The organism is Clostridium sp. (assembly GCF_021372645.1).
Classification (GTDB): domain Bacteria; phylum Bacillota; class Clostridia; order Clostridiales; family Clostridiaceae; genus Clostridium.
Genome location: NZ_JAJFUC010000085.1, coordinates 1 through 17930 on the forward strand (window position 1 = coordinate 1; position 17930 = coordinate 17930).

General features: G+C 30.2%; 15 protein-coding genes. 1 reads left to right on the forward strand and 14 read right to left on the reverse strand.

Going from position 1 to position 17930, the window contains the following annotated elements; translation table 11 throughout:
* Positions 1-230: 230 nt before the first annotated feature.
* The 9 genes from LLF98_RS12755 to LLF98_RS12795 form a co-directional block, all read right to left on the reverse strand.
* Complete coding sequence (locus LLF98_RS12755; RefSeq protein ID WP_291704172.1) at positions 231-2378, reverse strand: SPFH domain-containing protein; 2148 nt, start codon at positions 2376-2378, stop codon at positions 231-233.
* 128 nt (positions 2379-2506) lie between these two features.
* Positions 2507-4003, reverse strand: a complete 1497-nt coding sequence (locus LLF98_RS12760; RefSeq protein ID WP_291704175.1) for an ATP-binding protein — start codon at positions 4001-4003, stop codon at positions 2507-2509.
* Positions 4000-4674: a response regulator transcription factor gene (locus tag LLF98_RS12765; RefSeq protein WP_291704177.1), complete on the reverse strand. Its 675-nt coding sequence runs from the start codon at positions 4672-4674 to the stop codon at positions 4000-4002. The genes LLF98_RS12760 and LLF98_RS12765 overlap by 4 nt, the downstream gene beginning before the upstream one ends.
* A 168-nt stretch (positions 4675-4842) precedes the next feature.
* Positions 4843-5721: a UTP--glucose-1-phosphate uridylyltransferase GalU gene (gene galU, locus LLF98_RS12770; RefSeq protein ID WP_291704179.1), complete on the reverse strand. Its 879-nt coding sequence runs from the start codon at positions 5719-5721 to the stop codon at positions 4843-4845.
* A gap of 19 nt (positions 5722-5740) precedes the next feature.
* Entirely contained in the window at positions 5741-7462 is a 1722-nt protein-coding gene (locus tag LLF98_RS12775) for a glycosyltransferase 87 family protein (RefSeq protein ID WP_291704181.1), read from the reverse strand.
* A 212-nt stretch (positions 7463-7674) separates the two neighbouring features.
* On the reverse strand, positions 7675-10047 hold the full coding sequence (locus LLF98_RS12780; RefSeq protein ID WP_291704183.1) for a glycosyltransferase family 39 protein: 2373 nt from the start codon (positions 10045-10047) through the stop codon (positions 7675-7677).
* Between the two features lie 75 nt (positions 10048-10122).
* Complete coding sequence (locus tag LLF98_RS12785) at positions 10123-10542, reverse strand: GtrA family protein (protein WP_291704186.1); 420 nt, start codon at positions 10540-10542, stop codon at positions 10123-10125.
* Complete coding sequence (locus LLF98_RS12790; RefSeq protein ID WP_291704188.1) at positions 10526-11494, reverse strand: glycosyltransferase family 2 protein; 969 nt, start codon at positions 11492-11494, stop codon at positions 10526-10528. Before LLF98_RS12790 ends, LLF98_RS12785 begins: the two co-directional genes overlap by 17 nt.
* Before the next feature lie 355 nt (positions 11495-11849).
* Positions 11850-12071 (reverse strand): NADH pyrophosphatase zinc ribbon domain-containing protein, encoded by a 222-nt coding sequence (locus LLF98_RS12795; protein WP_291704190.1) that lies wholly within the window; start codon positions 12069-12071, stop codon positions 11850-11852.
* Positions 12072-12409: 338 nt separating this feature from the next.
* On the opposite strand from LLF98_RS12795, the gene nrdJ reads away from it, so the two are divergent.
* On the forward strand, positions 12410-14503 hold the full coding sequence (gene nrdJ / locus LLF98_RS12800; RefSeq protein WP_291704192.1) for a ribonucleoside-triphosphate reductase, adenosylcobalamin-dependent: 2094 nt from the start codon (positions 12410-12412) through the stop codon (positions 14501-14503).
* Between the two features lie 263 nt (positions 14504-14766).
* On the opposite strand, the gene spoVAE is transcribed toward nrdJ, so the two are convergent.
* Genes spoVAE through LLF98_RS12825 form a run of 5 tightly spaced genes read right to left on the reverse strand, consistent with a single transcriptional unit; the run spans position 14767 to position 17716 of the window.
* The gene (gene spoVAE, locus LLF98_RS12805; protein ID WP_291704194.1) at positions 14767-15120 is read right to left on the reverse strand and encodes a stage V sporulation protein AE; all 354 of its coding nucleotides are present in this window, start codon (positions 15118-15120) and stop codon (positions 14767-14769) included.
* Between the two features lie 22 nt (positions 15121-15142).
* Positions 15143-16144, reverse strand: a complete 1002-nt coding sequence (gene spoVAD / locus LLF98_RS12810) for a stage V sporulation protein AD (protein ID WP_291704196.1) — start codon at positions 16142-16144, stop codon at positions 15143-15145.
* Positions 16145-16624, reverse strand: a complete 480-nt coding sequence (gene spoVAC / locus LLF98_RS12815; protein WP_291704199.1) for a stage V sporulation protein AC — start codon at positions 16622-16624, stop codon at positions 16145-16147.
* Between the two features lie 12 nt (positions 16625-16636).
* Positions 16637-17497 carry a DUF421 domain-containing protein gene (locus LLF98_RS12820; RefSeq protein ID WP_291704201.1) on the reverse strand — a complete coding sequence of 287 codons (861 nt, stop codon included), beginning with the start codon at positions 17495-17497 and terminating at the stop codon, positions 16637-16639.
* Between the two features lie 12 nt (positions 17498-17509).
* Entirely contained in the window at positions 17510-17716 is a 207-nt protein-coding gene (locus LLF98_RS12825; RefSeq protein WP_291704203.1) for a DUF1657 domain-containing protein, read from the reverse strand.
* Positions 17717-17930 lie beyond the last annotated feature (214 nt).

The window sequence follows — 17930 nt, forward strand, 5'->3', positions numbered from 1 at the left end:
GTATAATCTTTAGTGTGTAATTTGGTTTTTAGCATAAGTAAATTATACAATGAATGTGAGTTCTTTGGAATTCACATTTTTTATATCTAAAAAAATGAGCCGCTACAAAACTAACTATGTTAGTTTTGCAACAGCCCCTAATTAATTAAATAGACTATTAATTAAATTTATAAATAAAAAGTCCTAACTCTAAAGTTAAGACTTTTTACATTATTTTATTTTAATTATTTTTATTCTTTAGCAGGTTTTTCTTTTATTTCGTCTTTAGATTTTACATTATTATCAACTTTTTCTTTTACTTCAATTTCTTCTTTAGGTTTTACATTGTAATCAGTTTTTTCTTCGCTCATTTTCTTATATATATCTTGTTTCATCTTTTTAGCAAAGTCACTTTCCTCAGTATTAATCTTAAAATCAACACCTATCTTTTCAGATAATAAAACTGCAAGTAAACTCTCTACAGCATTTACATTACCGCCATTTTCAGTCCCTCCCATAGTAACTACATTATTAGGTACTATGTTGATTTTTCCTTCCTTAATAGCATCTGTAAATTTACTCATTACATCTTGAATTACTTGATATTGAGGTCCGCCGTAAGCATTAACTTGTTCTTTAGTTGCAATAGCTTGAGCAATACCCAGTCTTGCTTTCATTTCTGCTTGCGCTTCTCCAAGTCTCTTAACCTTATATGATTCAGCATCTGCAAGAGTTTTTTGTCTTTCAGCATCTTGCTTAGCTTTTTGGAGTTCTGCTTTACCAACATTATCTTGAATTTTAATATTGATCTCTGATTTAGTAAGCTCTGCTTGTTGCTCTGATTTAGCTTGGAATTCTTTTAATTCCTTTTCTTTTTCACTCGCCTTCATTTGACTATTATAAGTTTCAATCTTTTCCTTAGCCAATTGTCTATCACTTAATTGCTTTAAGATTTCCTCAATTTTCTTATCTCCATTTGGTGAAGGTGTTCCAATTAAAACTTCTTCAAGCTCTAAGTTATAATTTTGAAATTTTGACTTCATTTCTTCAGTAGCTTGTTTCTGAATTTCAGAACGATTTTGAATAAGCTCTATTAAAGTCATTGTTTGACCTATATTCTTAAAATAAGATGAAACCATTGGATCAAGAGTTTGATCGACTAACCTCTTTATATCTCCAAATCTTTGAATAACAAGAGGTGCTTTTTTATAATCAATATGGACAACAACTGATAGTGGCAATGTTGGTTCAAAAGCGTCCCTAGTTATTAATGTTACCTCTTTTAAGTTTTCATCAAATTTGTGTCCACCGACCTCATCTTGAACCCATTTTAATATAAAATTAGTAGTAGGCACTTGAGTTAAAATTCCTGCGGAAAGATTATATGAATACTTACCTGGTTTTAAAGGATTTGCCCATATACCCTTACAACCTTCTTCCACAAGCTCTCCATGGGTATAATTACTGCCAGTTACATCAATACCCTTTTTACCAACAAAAGAATTTACGACTCCTGCAAAACCAACAGGAATGATTGTCTTAGGAATAATATCTATACTTGCAAATAAACGATTTATAAAATAAGTACCATCACTAATTACTTGATACTGCTTTCCTCTATATCCTCCAGCCTTTAAGAAAGCCTCTGTATTTTGGAAATTGTTGTGATAGGTTTCTAAATCTAAAGGGTCTTGTCCAACAACAGGAGCTATTATCTCTCCATTTGGTAAAGAAGGTCCATCCTGTACTGTTACAATTCCCATAGGATCTTTAATAACATCTCCTGACACATTTACAGTTCCTTCTTTAATTACGACTGGTCTAAAACCACCTTGTGCTCTTAAATCATCAGACATTCTTTTTATTTGTGCTGCTTCTAGCTTATTTCCAATGTTTATATAATAATCAGTAGCTTCTGTGAAAATAATAAAAGCACTAAGATTAAAAGCATATGTTCCTTCTCTAAGAATAGATCTTTGAGGTCCCTTTTGTCCTCCATTAGCTAAAAAAACTCTGGTATCTTGATAATTAGCACACTCTACAACTCTACCTAAAGTTTGAGTTTCCTTTAAAGGCTCACCATCTCTAGCAAATACATATCCTATTTGTCCTTGAGGTATAGTTACTAATGGACACTTTTCAACTTTATATATTAAACATGATTTAAAGTGTATACCAGTTCTCAAAACATCTGGTTGAAATCCAGCTTCCCCATTAAGTGCAATGAATTTTCCGTCTTTTAAATTTCCTTTTGGAGACCACCATTTCTCAACAATCCCAACTTCGCTTGTCCCAATTATTCTAAGTCCTAGTATTTTAAATATTAACACATATAGACATATTAAACTAATTATAACCAAAATAGCAGGTATAAAAAATGCTCCAACCTTTTCCAACATAATCATTCCCTTCTAAATTTTTATATCTCTTATGATACTCCTTATATAATAAAAAATAAAGATATATTATATATTTTTTTATTACTTTTCAGCCTTAAATAAAAAATAACATATAAGCATATTATCTGTTATTTTTCCAAATGTGACTTATCAATTTCAAACCAAAAAGTTACTCCACCTTCAACGTTTTTCACTCCACAAGCGTTATTATGAAGATCTGCAAGAGCTTTCACTATAGAAAGTCCTAGTCCATATCCTCCATAAGCTCTTGTTCTAGCTTTGTCTACTTTGTAAAAACTAGTCCATATCTTTTCTAATGATTCTTCTGGTATATGTTTTCCTGTGTTAAATACACTTATTTTTATTTTATCCTTATTAACTGTTTTGTCTATTTTAATAGTTCTATTGTTATTCACATGATTAATGGCATTATTAATATAATTTGTAAGTATCTGCTCAATCCTCACCATATCTCCACATACGATTATGCTTTCACCAAGTTCAAATTGTATTTCAATGTTTTTTTCTGCAAAAATAGATTTGTATTTATTAAGGACATATTCTACTAAAGAAGTTATATTAAATTCAGTTTTTTCAATATGAAAATAACCTGATTCAATTTGAGAAAGATTTAATAAATCCTTTACTAACTTATTCATCTTATCTGTTTCCTTCATTATAACATCGCAGTAAAACTTTCTATCCTCTTCACTTTCGGTAACATTACTAACAAGTCCTTCTGCATATCCTTGTATTACTGATAGTGGAGTTCTAAGTTCATGAGAAACACTCGATATAAACTCTTTCCTCATCTCATCTATTTTTCTTTCTTTTTCTATATCCTCTTCAAGATTCTTGTTCTTTATGCTTAATTCTGTAATTGCTGTATTAAGCTCACCAGATAAGTAATTAACACTTTGGCCAAGTTGCCCAATTTCATCTTTTCCCCTTATTTTGCATTTTTCACTAAAGTCAAATTTAGCCATATTTCTAGCAATATTATTCACCTCTAATATAGGCTTAGTAAATTTTTTTGAAAACAAATATGCCCATATGCTTCCTAAAATTGCAATTATAATTCCTGTCATAATAATAAATCTATTTGCAATATCCACACTTTCACTTATTGAAACTAATGGAACTCTTATAGCAAGTATATCTCCATTATTTAATTTTGTTACTAACGTCAGAAAATCTATTTTTAGCTGCACATCCCGCCTAGTTTCAAAAGTGTACTCACCCTCTGTATACTCGTTAATCTTATCACTTACATCAGGTTGATCTAGTGGTTGTTGCATACCAGGTTTATATCTACTATTCTCCATTATATTTTTTTCATTAGGTAGTCTACGTGAAGACGTGTAGACAATTTTTCCTTGCTTATCACGAATATCAATACTGCTTCCTGTTATATTAGCTGTTCTATCTAACTCATCTTGTATATCTTGTGGATTTCCTGTATACATGCTTATTAAATTTTTTGCATTTTCTATTAGCATACTTTTCTTTTTGTTTATGTAATATTGTTGGAGATATAAATTATTTAATATACACAAAACAAAAACAAAGAATATTAACAAGAACGTTATGGAGGCAAAAAGCTTTGATCTTATGGATTTATTCATTTCTCAACCTCAAATCTATAACCGTAGCCACGTACCGTATTTATATAATCACTTTTCGAATCCAATTTTATTCTTAATCTGTTTATATGTGTATCCACTGTTCTTAAATCGCCATAATAATCATATCCCCACACTTTATCTAATATTTGCTCTCTACTTAGTGCCTTGCCATAATTTTCAGCAAGATAAGTTAGTAACTCATATTCTTTAGGACTTAAATCAATTATACAACCTTCCATAATAACCTGATGTGCATTATGGTCTATTTTTAATCCATCAAACTCCTTAATCTTAGTGTCTGTGGATATTACCCGTCTAAGTACAGCATTTACCCTTGCTATTAATATATTAGGACTAAAAGGTTTTGAAATATACTCATCTGCGCCAATATCCAAGCCAAAAATTTCATCAAATTCTTCGCCTCTTGCTGTTAACATTATAATTGGAACTCTGGATTTTTTTCTTATTTCTCTACATACAGTAAAACCATCATATTCTGGTAGCATCACATCAAGAATTATTAAATCTATATCTTCTTCAAAAAACAAATCCATGGCTTTTCGTCCATCCTCTGCTTCAATAGTGCTATAACCTTCCTTTTTAAGAAAATCTGTTACAAGCTTTCTTATTAATGGCTCATCATCAACTACTAATATCTTTTTCCCCTTCATACTATCCCTCCAAAAAAACTACTAAATATACTTATTATAACCCATTTAGGTTACAACTTGGTCACAAATGAGTTATTAAATAATAAAACTCGAAGTATCTATAAAAAGCTTGCTGCATTAGGGCAGATAGCTATAGAATAAAAAGTTAAATCTTCAATTTACCATTTATTAAAAAAAGTCATTTCTTTCTTTAATATTTAAAATATAGTTCATAAGATTTTCTTTTAAATCATCACGTTTTAAAGCAAATTCTATATTAGCTTGCAAAAATCCCATTTTATCTCCAACATCATATCTTTTTCCTTCAAAACAATGAGCATATACTGCTTCTTGTTTTAATAGCTCCTTTAAAGCATCCGTTAACTGTATTTCTCCACATTTACCTGGTTTAGTTTTCTCAAGTACATCAAATATATTCGGAGTTATGATATATCTTCCGAGAATAGCTATATTTGAAGGTGCTTCTTCAAATTCAGGTTTTTCTATCATATCATTAACCTTATAAATTCTATCTTCAATTTTTAGACATTCTACTATGCCATACTTAGATACTTCTGATTCTTTTACTTCTTGCACACCTAAAATAGAAGTTTTATATTTATCATAACAATTTATTAGCTGTTTAAGGCATGGAACTTCACTATCAACTATATCATCACCCAGCATAACTGCAAATGGTTCATTTCCTACAAATGTTTTAGCACGGCTTATAGCATGCCCTAATCCTTTAGGTTCTTTTTGACGTATATAATAAATATCTGCCATATTAGATATATTTTGTATGAGTTTATGTAATTCTTCTTTATTGCTACGTTCAAGTTCATCTTCAAGCTCCACAGATTTATCAAAATGATCTTCTATAGCTCTCTTATTTCTCCCTGTAATTATTAATATTTCTTCAATACCTGATTCAACTGCTTCTTCCACTAAATATTGAATAGTAGGCTTATCTACTATAGGTAACATTTCCTTTGGTTGTGCTTTTGTTGCTGGCAAGAATCTTGTTCCTAGCCCAGCTGCTGGGATTATTGCTTTCTTTACGTTCATAACAATTTACGCTCCTTTTTTATAAATTCTGATTACTCTCCTCTTTTATAATTTCTGCAAAACTTTTTTTAATAGCATTTTCAAACAAAACTTTTACCAAATAAACAACTAAAAGTACATTTAAAAATGAAGTTATTTTGAGTAAAATATTAAAAGTTGCTGAATTTAAATTGAAAAGAACAGAAGATATATTAATATAACTAGTAATGCTGAATCCTATAGACAATATAAAAAATCTTCTATCCTTTAAGCATATAAATGCTAAAATTGATAATGCTACTGCCGGAAATAAATATCTCTCATGCATTCCAACTGAAAAAGTAAATATCCCTGCAATTTGAAGTAATGCTATGGCTGAAACAAAATTTCTATTATTGTTTTTGATATAAACAAACCATGAAATTAACGTTGTTACTATAATAAAAAGCATTCCCCAAGTATGATAGTTAAATACAAATAAATTATCTGTATTATTTTTGTAGTTTGCTCCTATTAAACTAAAAAAGTTAAATCCATTAACAGAAGCATATGGATATTCTGATATAGTCTTTGAATAGAGATTAAAAATCCATAGTGGACTTTGCCCATTTAATGAAAATGGAATTATAATTATTAGAGCTGTAACCATTGCTGACACTATTGCATATATAAAGTTTTTTACTTTTCTTTCACGTACGAGTTCAAAGAAAAGTATAGGCAAAAATATAATTCCTTGTGGCTTCATAAGTACAGCTACTGCAAACATTGCAGATGAGGCAGCAATTTTCTTTTCAGATAATAAAAACACTGCAATAACAATTAATAATGTGAAGAAAGAATCCACTTGCCCCCAAAAAGTAGAATCTATAAAAATAGCTGGATTAAAAATATAAAATGCAGCTAAGAAGATACTAACTACTCGGCTAAAATGTTTTTTCCCTAGTCTGTATATAAAATAAGATGTAATAATATCAGCTATTATTGCTGGCAACTTAAGCATTAATACATAATATGAATTAATGGCAGGTATCTTTGCGATCTTACCAATTAAAGCTAAAACGTATATATATAATGGTGGATAATCTGCTGATCTAGCACTCAAATAAACTTGTGAAAGACTATTTGCAGCAGTTGATGCCCAATTTTTAAACAAGTTAATATCACCGCTATATCCTTCCATGAGAGTTGATGCTGCAATCCTTAAAAGAAGTCCTACAGCTAATAGTGTAAATAACACTATTTTTTCATCTGCTAAATTAATCTTTATATTTTTACGTCTAAATAAGTAATACATTCCAATACATAAAATTAAAAATATTCCGAAGTATGTAGTAAGTGCTGGAACGTATTTAGAATTTGTACTTCCTCTTTGCATATCTCCATTTTGTCCTAATTGCTTATTCCCATTATCTCCTGCTTGCTTATTCCTGTTTTGTCCAGGCTGTCTATTGCTATTTGATGGCATCATACTCCCAGTTTGCCCAGACTGTGTATTGCCGTTTTGTGGAGCAACATCTTCGTTTCCTTTTGATTGAGCAGTTCCATTTGATGAAGGTATACTCTGTGATGAATTCTGATCATTTTGCATATTATTTGCATCATTATTAGATGTATTTCCTTTTCCTCTAAATTGATTGTTTTGTGTCATAGTATTATTATTCTTATAACTCCCTACTGTGTAAATGCATAAAAATACTGATATCAATACTATAAATATCAAACTTATTCTAAGTATATTTTTTTTAAAATTAGCTTTTTCCATTCCTTACTCTCCCATCACTAATTCAATTCACAATGAATATGGCAATACTAATGGTATTTATAAAAATATATTTTACTACTTAATTTTAGATTTTAGTAATTCTTTGTGATTGCAAAATTTCATACTTTCCTATCATTAAAAAATGGGTAAAATATTTAATTTATTCAATGTAATATTTTACCCATTCATATTCTTAATACAATTCTTTATTTTTACTTTAAAGTATCAGCTGCATCCTTTAAGTCATATAACTGTTCAGAATTGTTTTCTCCTCCGAATCCGCCATAATTCTGTCTTCCTGAATCCGAATTTTTGTTATTATTTTTATTAGAATTTTGTTTTTGTGAACTAGATTTTTCACTATAATTCTTATTTAAACTGTCATTTTGCGAATTTGCAGTATTATCTTGTAATTGATTGTTTGATGTAGTAGAATCTTTCCATTCACTTTCGGAAACAACTTTACCATTCTGAGTAACCCAATTCATAATCTCGTTACCACCCTTGTCTCCGCCTCCCATGCCTCCTGAAAGTACATATCTTACTTCTCCTTTTTCAACTAATGCCTTAAATTCATCCAAGGTAAGTATATTGTCAGAGCCTGAAAAACCACCAATAGCCATTACAGATTCACCTGTTTGAATTATCATATCTTGAGCACTACGAGCTGAAGAAACAGTAAGTAAATATTTTTCATTTGTTTTATTACTTTTTAAGAATTCAATTAACTTTGTATTTGTGCTATTAGTTTTAGCTCCATTTCCACCATCAAAATCACCTTTTTGTGTATTAGAAAGAAGTTCTAATCCAGCAGCAGGAATAGTGTCATTTAACTTATGAGTTATTGTAGCACTTGCACCAATAAAGGGAGTTACTAAAATTCCTATTAACGCAATTCCAACTAATGTTTTCTTCAGCATCATTCCTTTATTTTCTTTTAAATGATAATTATTCTCAGAAGTATTCTTTTTGCTTTTTAACATGTTTAAAATAGTCAATATTGCAAGTGCAATGGAAGATGCGAAACACAATATTAAAGCTACTATAATTATAGTTCTTATAACAGTTAACATGCTATTATAGTAGTAAGATAGCATTAACATATGAGTTAAACCTTCTGCAACAAAGGCTACTGGTAAAAACCATGATTTCCATTTACCTTCTTTATAAAATTGCCACATTGTTGAAATTCCGATTCCTGCTAAAGCTGCAACCGGAGGTGCCATCATTGTTAAATAATATGGATGGAACAATCCTGTTGTATAGCTGAAATATATAAATTCAGGAACTAGCCATACAAACCATAATACTAGTGATAATTTTCTTCTATTATCTAACTTAAATCTTAATTTTTCTTCTATTGCACCTGCTATAAATCCAAACAGAGCAAGTGGTAAAAACCAAACTATTTGATCTGATAAACTGTTTTTAGAGAATAATCTTGTAACACCTGCTGGAGTTTGACCTCCAAAAGATCCATTACCACCACCTTGACCTCCTGGTCCACCATTTTGTCCTCCTGGACTGCCTTGGCTTCCTCCATTTGGCGGTTGCATGCTTCCATCTTCTTGGCCATTATCATTTGAAGTTACTCCAGGCATTCCTTGATTATTTCCATTCGGAGCACCACCTTGCATTCCCTCACCTTGATCATTGCCATTAGAGTTATTTTGAACATTATTAGTAGAAATATCTTCTGTATCATTAGTATTGGCATCAGTATTATTTTTAGATTGACTTTGTCCATCACCTTGAATATCATTAACAAAGTTTCCAGCACCTCTATCTGATTTACTACCAAGTCCCAATCTCTCCAAACCATTATGTCCAATTATAAGTTCTATAACACTATTGTCAGTACTACTACCTACAAAAGGTCTATTTTGTGCTGGTACTAGGTCTACAATTACTGCCCAAGACAAGGACACCGCAAAAAGAATAATGGTACCCACAACAAGATGTGTTATCTTCTTCTTAAAAGATATAGCTGAAGAAAGAAGATATGTTATATAAAAAGCAGGTCCAATCATATATGCTTCTAACATTTTTATGTTAAATCCAATACCTACAAGAACTAAACTTATTATAAGATACTTAACTTTTCCTTTTTCTGCTGCTATTGAAAGAGCTATGCAAGCGAAAAGTAGTGTAACAACAAGTAAATTATCTATAGTATTATTTCTACTTGCAGCTACAAAAACTGGAGTTACTGCAAGACATAATCCTGAAATTAGCCCGGCTACAGTTCCAAAAGATCTTTTAACAAGATAATATATAAGATAAACTGAAATCACACCTGCAATAGCCTGTGGTAAAAGTATACTCCAACCACTAAAACCGAATATTTTAGCAAATATAGTTTGTATCCAAAATCCCAGTGGCGGTTTATCAATAGTTACAAACCCTGCAGGATCAAAGGATACAAAAAAGAAATTTTTAAGATTCATAGTCATACTTTTTACGCCAGCAGCGTAATATCCATTTCCATATCCCTCTATACCTATGTTTGCAAAATTTAGTATTGCAGATAATATTAAAATTAATGATAACCCTAAAGTCTCTTTTGTAAATTTAAGTTTTTTCATTTTTGCCTCCCCATAGAAAGTTATTTTCCTTTTTGTATTTAAGTTTCATATAATCCCTTTAAAATATACCTTTACCTAATTAAATACCCATAATTTGTATGCAAGAAAATTTGTTATTTGGGCTATGAATGTTACAATTATTTTTGTTACATATACATTAAGCTCAAATTTATTTATCAAAAATCTCATAAATATTATTGTAATTATAAGTGAAATTAAATTGATAGTGATAAATTGCAAGAATTCATGAACTGTCTTTTTATTAGCATTTCTATTTTGAAATGTCCAATTCTTATTAAATATAAAACTATTTATAACTCCAAAGCTGAATCCTGCTATCTGACTTACTGTATAATTTATTCCAAACAAACTCTGAAATATTGTAAATATAGCAAAATCCATAAGTGTATTTAATATTCCTATAATAGAAAAACGACTTACTGCTTTAAGTTTTCCATTAAAAATATAATTCGTTACACTAATTACTAATTTCATATTTTTTATCAGCTCTCTTATAATTTGTTGTGCTATCAATTATATAAATAGGTCTTCCTTTACTTTCGTCAAAAATTCTTCCAATATATTGACCCAATATACCAATGCAGCCTAAAGTTACACCAAACATCATCATATTAATTGATATCATAATACCTAAGTCTATTAATCTAGTTTTATTAAACATATCTTTTACAATAGTAACAATTATTGAAACTATTCCTACAAAAAAAGCTAAACCTCCAAAGTATCCAGCAATAACAAGTGGTTTATATGATAAAGATGTTATACCATCAAAAGCCAATTTAATCATCTTTTTAAGGGGATATTTAGTATCACCAGCAAATCTCTCTTGTCTTGTAAATTCTACACAGGTTTGTTTATATCCAATCCAACTTACAAGTCCTCTCACGTATCTATTCTTTTCAGGAAGTGCTATTAGTGTATCACATACCTTTCTATCTATAAGTCTAAAATCTCCTGTATCTACTGGAACATCAACACTAGTCATACTCTTTAGCAATCTATAATACATCTTAGCTGTAAATTTTTTAAAGAAAGTCTCTCCCTCTCTTTTTATTCTCTTCCCATAGACAACTTCATAACCTTCCTTCCATTTTTCAATCATCTTCAAAATTACTTCTGGAGGATCTTGAAGATCTGCATCTATTACAACCACTGCATCTCCCAAGGATAAGTCCATTCCTGCTGTTATTGCTGCCTGATGACCAAAATTTCGTGAAAAGTTAATAAGCTTTATTTTTTCATCATTTTCACATATTTCTTCAGCTTTCTCTCTTGTTTTATCTCTACTTCCATCATTAACGAATACAATTTCATAATTTTCTTTTGTGCAATCCATAACCTTTTTTAATCTTCTATAGCTTTCATCTATAACAAGTTCTTCATTATATAAAGGCACTATGACAGAATAAACTACTTTATTACTCATTTTCCTCACCTCAATTATTTATATATGTATTTTGATTCACTTCATTGAACCTATATCTGTATATTATCCTTAAATTGTCACAGTTTTGTTACAGTATAATCACAACTTACTTACAATTTACAGCTAACAAAACACTTCACCTTTGAAAAATCACACAATAATCAAGCAAAAAACATATTTTTGTAGTAACTCATTAATAGAGGAAGTGCTTTATTACAACTTTTTATATAGCTGTTTAAGTAAAGCCCTATAAAATACTATACGTATTGTAATAAATTTCGAAAAACCGTATAATTTAAATGTTAGTTTTGCTTATAAATTACATACTCTAAGAACTTATTATAATATTATCCCTTTATATTTTTTCGTATTGATTACACTTATTACATACCATCACTCTTTCATTTTCACTTTTTATCAATTCACTTCCACAAGAGCCACAATATTTATGGTTTTCTAACCCTCTATATAATTGAGTTCCTGTTATACCCGCAAAAGCCATGTGTTGTGGCATAAATGTTCTAAATATTTGTGTACCATTGAAATATTTTTCAAATGAGTTAATTCGCGCAACCACAAAAAACTTATTATTTTCTTTGGAAGTAATATCTTAACCACCATTAGTAAATAATAATCTATAAAAATACTAGTAAAAGTAGCATTGAAAATTTTTATTAGCTAACTTTAGATATTTTCCTTTGCAATTATATTTTTAATAACTCTATCAATAGACAAATATATAAAAACTACATATAGTATTATATATATTATTAAACACAATATATTGTATTTTATTATGAAATAGTATAGAATAATAGTTATCACTTAATAAGAAATACTACACTTCTAGAATAGAACAAAAGAAGTGTTTAAAGACTTCTTAAATTACTTGAAAACAAGCTTGGAGGAATATATATGAATAAAATATTATCAGAAACATTTTTAAAGGAATATAAAGAAGTTAAGAATACACCCTTAAGCAATATTGGTGAATTTGTTTATTTAAGAACTTATTCAAGGTATTTGGATGATAAAAAAAGAAGAGAAAATTGGTTTGAAACTGTTCTTAGAACAACTGAATATAATATTGTACTTGGTATAGATTTTAAAAAGAAACAGGGATTATTTATAAACATGAAAGATGAAGTTAAAGAAGCTGAACTTTTATTTGATAACTTATTTAATTTAAGAACTTTTACATCAGGTAGAACTCTTTATATGGGTGGAACAGATATAGTAAAAAATTACCCACTTTCAAATTATAATTGTTGCTTTACAATGATTGAAAAATTTCATGATTTTGTAGATGTATTTTATCTTCTTATGGTTGGTTCTGGTGTGGGCGTTAGAATTGATAAAAAATTAATATCAAATATGCCTAAAGTAAGAAAAATATCTTTAAATGAAGAATATACTGAAGATGTTAGTAAATATATGCCAAAAGAATATATGGAAGATACAAAATTTATTTTAGATACAAAAGATTCTTCTATAGCTACAATCAGAGTTGGCGATAGTAAAGAAGGTTGGTGCAGCGCATTAGAAACTTACTTTAAATTAGTTACAAACCCGGAACATATTAATATTAAAAAAGTAATAATTGATTATAGTTATGTTAGGCCTGAAGGTGAAAGGCTAAAAAAATTTGGTGGACGCGCATCTGGGCACAAATCATTAAGTAGAATGTTTGAAAAGATTAATAAGGTTTGTAATAATCTTATAGATGGTAACTTAAACTCAATAGATGTTCTTGATTTAGCAACTATAATAAGCGAAAATGTTGTATCTGGTGGAGTAAGACGTAGTGCTATGATGATTCTTTGCGATGAAGATGATAAAGATGTTATTAATGCAAAAAGTAATCTCTACACAATAGTGGATGGAAATTGGATAGAAAATCCAGATGTTTCTCATCGAAAAATGAGTAATAATTCTGTTTTATATAAAGAAAGACCATCTTTGGATAAAATAAAAGAAATATTAAATTCCATAAAAATAAATGGCGAACCGGGATTTATTAACGGTACTGAAGCAGCAAAGAGAAAAAATAGCTTTAAAGGTTGTAATCCATGTGGAGAAATTTTGCTTAAATCTCATGAGTGCTGTAATTTATCTACAAATAATTTAGTAGCTTTTGTAAATGAAAATAACCAATTAGATATTAAGCATTTGGAAGAAATATTAAAACTATCTACAAGAGTAGCAATTAGAATGACCTTAGTAACTGTTGAACTTCCAGAATGGGATAAGGTTATGAAAGAAGATAGAATAATCGGAATTTCTTTAACTGGTATGATGGATATGGTAAACAAAACAAATATGAGTTATGAAGATTTAGCTAAATTATTAAATCATTTGAGAAAAGTTGTTAGAAATGAAGGTACAAGATATTGCACTGAGCTTGGAATTTCAGTACCTGAGCTAATGACTACCATTAAACCAGAAGGGTCTCTTTCAACTCTTCCATGTGTAAGTTCAGGAATACATTATTCACATTCTAATTATTATATTAGAAGAGTTAGAATTTCAACATCTGATCCATTATATAAAATGATAGAAAAACTTAAATGTTATCCTATATTTAACGAAAATGGTCAAACAGATAAGAATTGTACTACAAAAGTTATAGAATTCCCAATAAAAGCTCCAAATGGAAAAACAAAATATGATGTTGGCGCTATAGAACAGCTTGAACTCTATAAAATGTCAATGCTAAACTGGACAGATCATAACACTTCAATTACTGTACATGTAAAAGATGGAGAATGGAATGACGTTGCTGCGTGGTTATATGAAAATTTTGAGTATGTAGTTGGTATAACTTTCTTGCCATTATACGATGAAACTTATCCCCTCCTTCCCTATGAATCTACAACAAAAGAAGATTATGAAGAACGTTTAAAAAATATTAAAACAATAGATTATGAATTATTAGCAGAACTTGATGACGACGAAGAACATGAAATCATTGATAAAGAGTGTGCAATTGGAGTTTGTCCTGTAAGATAAGACACATGAAAAATAGTAGCTCCAAATAACTAAATGTTTAATTCATAAATAAGAAACCTCCTAGTAAATGTATATTCACTAGGAGGTTTCAAATTTTTCTTCTATTGTCAAGTGTTTTTTGAAAACTCTCTTTTTTACTTATTTCTTAAGTTGACGACATTGAGTGGGTGTATACGAGTAGAGCTTCGTCATGACACAAAATAGACTAGCATGCTGGCTTGTTATTTTTTTGAATGTGCCTAAATAATAAGTCAGTAGGATAACTAACCTTTGGGTTTAAATATTAGTGCAGCAATAAACCCACAGATTATTGCTGCCGAAATCCCTGAACTTACTGACTTTAGAACACCAGTAAATATGCCTATAAAACCTGCTTCTTCAGCATCAAGTAGGGCCGCTGTTACAAGAGTATTTCCAAAGCTACTTATAGGCACAAAAGCACCTGCACCTGCAAGCTTTACCAGAGGATCATATAAGCCCAATCCTCCTAAAATTGCTCCAATTACAACTAATGTACAAGTAGTATGTGCAGGAGTAATTTTAAAAATATCTAATATAAGTTGCCCAATAACACAAATCAAACCACCTATGATAAATGCAAAAATTAATTTTTCCATAACTTAACTCACACCTTCTTTTTTACATTTCTATAGAAACAGCATGTGCAATACAAGGTATACTTTCCTTTTGTTGATAGGATATTGGAGACATTAAAGCACCTGTTGCAACAATTAATATCTTCTTTAATTCTCCTCTTCGCATACGATTAAAAAAATGTCCATAAGTTACGGTGGCAGAACAGCCACAGCCACTACCACCAGAGAAAACTGGTTGATCCTCTTTATATATTAAAAGTCCACAATCTGTAAATATATCTGATGGCATAGAAATGCCATGAGTTTTTAATAAACCATTAGCAAGTTCATGTCCTACCTTGCCTAAATCACCAGTAGCAATAAGATCATAATAGGAAGCATCAATATTCAAATCTCTAAAATGAGCTTCAATGGTATCTACAGCAGCTGGTGCCATTGCTGCTCCAAGATTGAAGGGATCTGAAATTCCCATATCTATTACTCTTCCTATAGTAGCGGAAGTTACTTTTGGACCAGCTCCTTGTTCTCCTAGTACTACAGCCCCAGCTCCTGTTACTGTCCACTGAGCAGTAGGAGGTTTTTGTCCACCGTATTCTGTAGGATATCTAAATTGTTTTTCTGCAGCTGCATTATGGCTACTTGCAGATGCTATAACATATTTGGCACATTTACTTTCTATTAATTGAGCAGCAAGTGATAAACCCTCCATGGAACTAGAGCAAGCCCCAAAGATACCTAAAAAAGGTATCCCCAAAGTTCGTGCAGTAAAACTACTAGAAATGATTTGATTCATCAAGTCTCCACTTATAAAAAAATTAATATCTTCTTTTTTTATAGTTGATTTTTTTATTGCTCTTTCACAAGCATGTTCTAGAAGAACCTTTTCTGCTTTTTCGTAACTATCTTGTCCAAGCCATAAATCTTCATGAAGTATATCAAAATCATCCGCTAAAGCACCATTAGCTTCAAAGGGACCACCAACTGCAGCTGATGCTAATATTGTAGGTTTAGAATTAAAAATCCATGATTGATGTCCTTTAAGCATTTACATCGCCCCCAGCCATTTTATTGTGATTTTTATTGTAGCAACTACAAAAGCAGAAAAAACTCCGTAAACAATAATTGCCCCAGCAAGCTGAAACATATTTCCAGCCACTCCGAGTACAAATCCTTCGCTTTTGTGCTCAATTGAAGCAGAAGTTATAGAATTGGAAAAACCTGTAATTGGAACAGCAGATCCAGCGCCGGCCCATTGACCAAGATGATCGTAAACTCCAAATCCAGTAAGTAAAGCTGAAACAGAGATTAATACTAAAGTAGTGGGAGTAACTGCTGTTTTTTCATCAAAACCAAAATAGGTCATAAAGAAGAACTGTAAGATTTGACCTATAGTGCATATGATACCTCCGACAAGAAATGCTTTAATACAATTTTTTAAAATAGGTCTTTTAGGTTCTATTTTTTTTTGCAATTCATCATATTGTAGTTGTGCTTTAGTTAATTTTTTCTTTTTCATATTGGACATTTATTTCACCTTCTAACGTAATAAATAGGGTTCTAATTTTTCCATAACTTTATTTAAATTTTCAGCATTTTTTAAGTACATAGCTTTTGCTACTTTATTGTCGCTTTCTAAAGAAAAGGACATAAGGTCTGCCTGACTTTTTTGAATACTAGCATATAACATTTCTTTAACCTGTGTTTTTGGGACTTGTATCATATCATCAAAAAGATCTAGATATAAATCTCCAGAAGAATCTACTTGACCTATAAAAACATTTTCAAGTGCAACACCCTTGTTTTCTAGCTCGGTTCTAAGCCAGCAGTGATTTAATCCAATATTGGTAAGGCTTTCATTTAATATATTTCCATCTAAAATAACTGCCTGTGGTTCAGTCTTAGGTGCAACCTTTGTGCCTAAATCATAGGCGGTAACGGGTTTTTTATCAGCTTTTAAACTAACATTGATATCTCCAGTTGTTTCCATTACAGCAAATTCAACATCAGCTAAATTAAATGCCTTTTTTGAACGTAATTGTTGTAGAAATTCTTGCCCTGTGATTCTTTCTTTAGATAAATTATCTTCCATGACTTTACCATTTTTAATTAATACTCTTTCCTTACCATTTATTGCGTTGTATATCCATTTACTTTTCATGGAAGCGTAATCTAAAATAATAGGCATGATTGCCCAAACACCTAGTGTAATTAGGCCAAAGTAAATATTTGAAATGACATCTAATGAAATTAAAGTCACAGTAACAGCAATAACGGCATAAGAAATAAAATCAAAAGCAGTAGCATTAGATAAGCTTTTTTTCTTCATATACCTTACTATAACTAATGATAAGAAAAATAAAAGTATTGAATTAAATAATAGTCTTAACCAAGTATCCATATTCCACCTCACTTAGTTGCCCTTATATTGGGGTTCCTCAAATTCTATAGTACCAACCCTTTTTTCTAAATCTAGTTTAATTTTACTTATTTCTTCAAATGCCTCAGCATAAATAGCCCTAGCTTCTTTATCACGTTCTTGCAATGAGTATACTCTTAAAGTCGCCTCAGTTCCCCTTAGCGTTGCTAATGTTTGTTTTACTTTTGAGCTAACAGTCATAAAAAAATCCCCTTTATAATTATTAAATTATTTCGAACTTAGTATAAACAATAAGTTTAAATTTAATTCATTTTATTTAATATATTTCAAAAGAAATATGTAACGAGTACTTTTTCATAATATAAACCATGTTAGCACACTAAATCATAAAAATAATTTTATTATTATATTGTCTTTAGTAATCAATATCGTAAATATGATTTTCTAGTGCTAG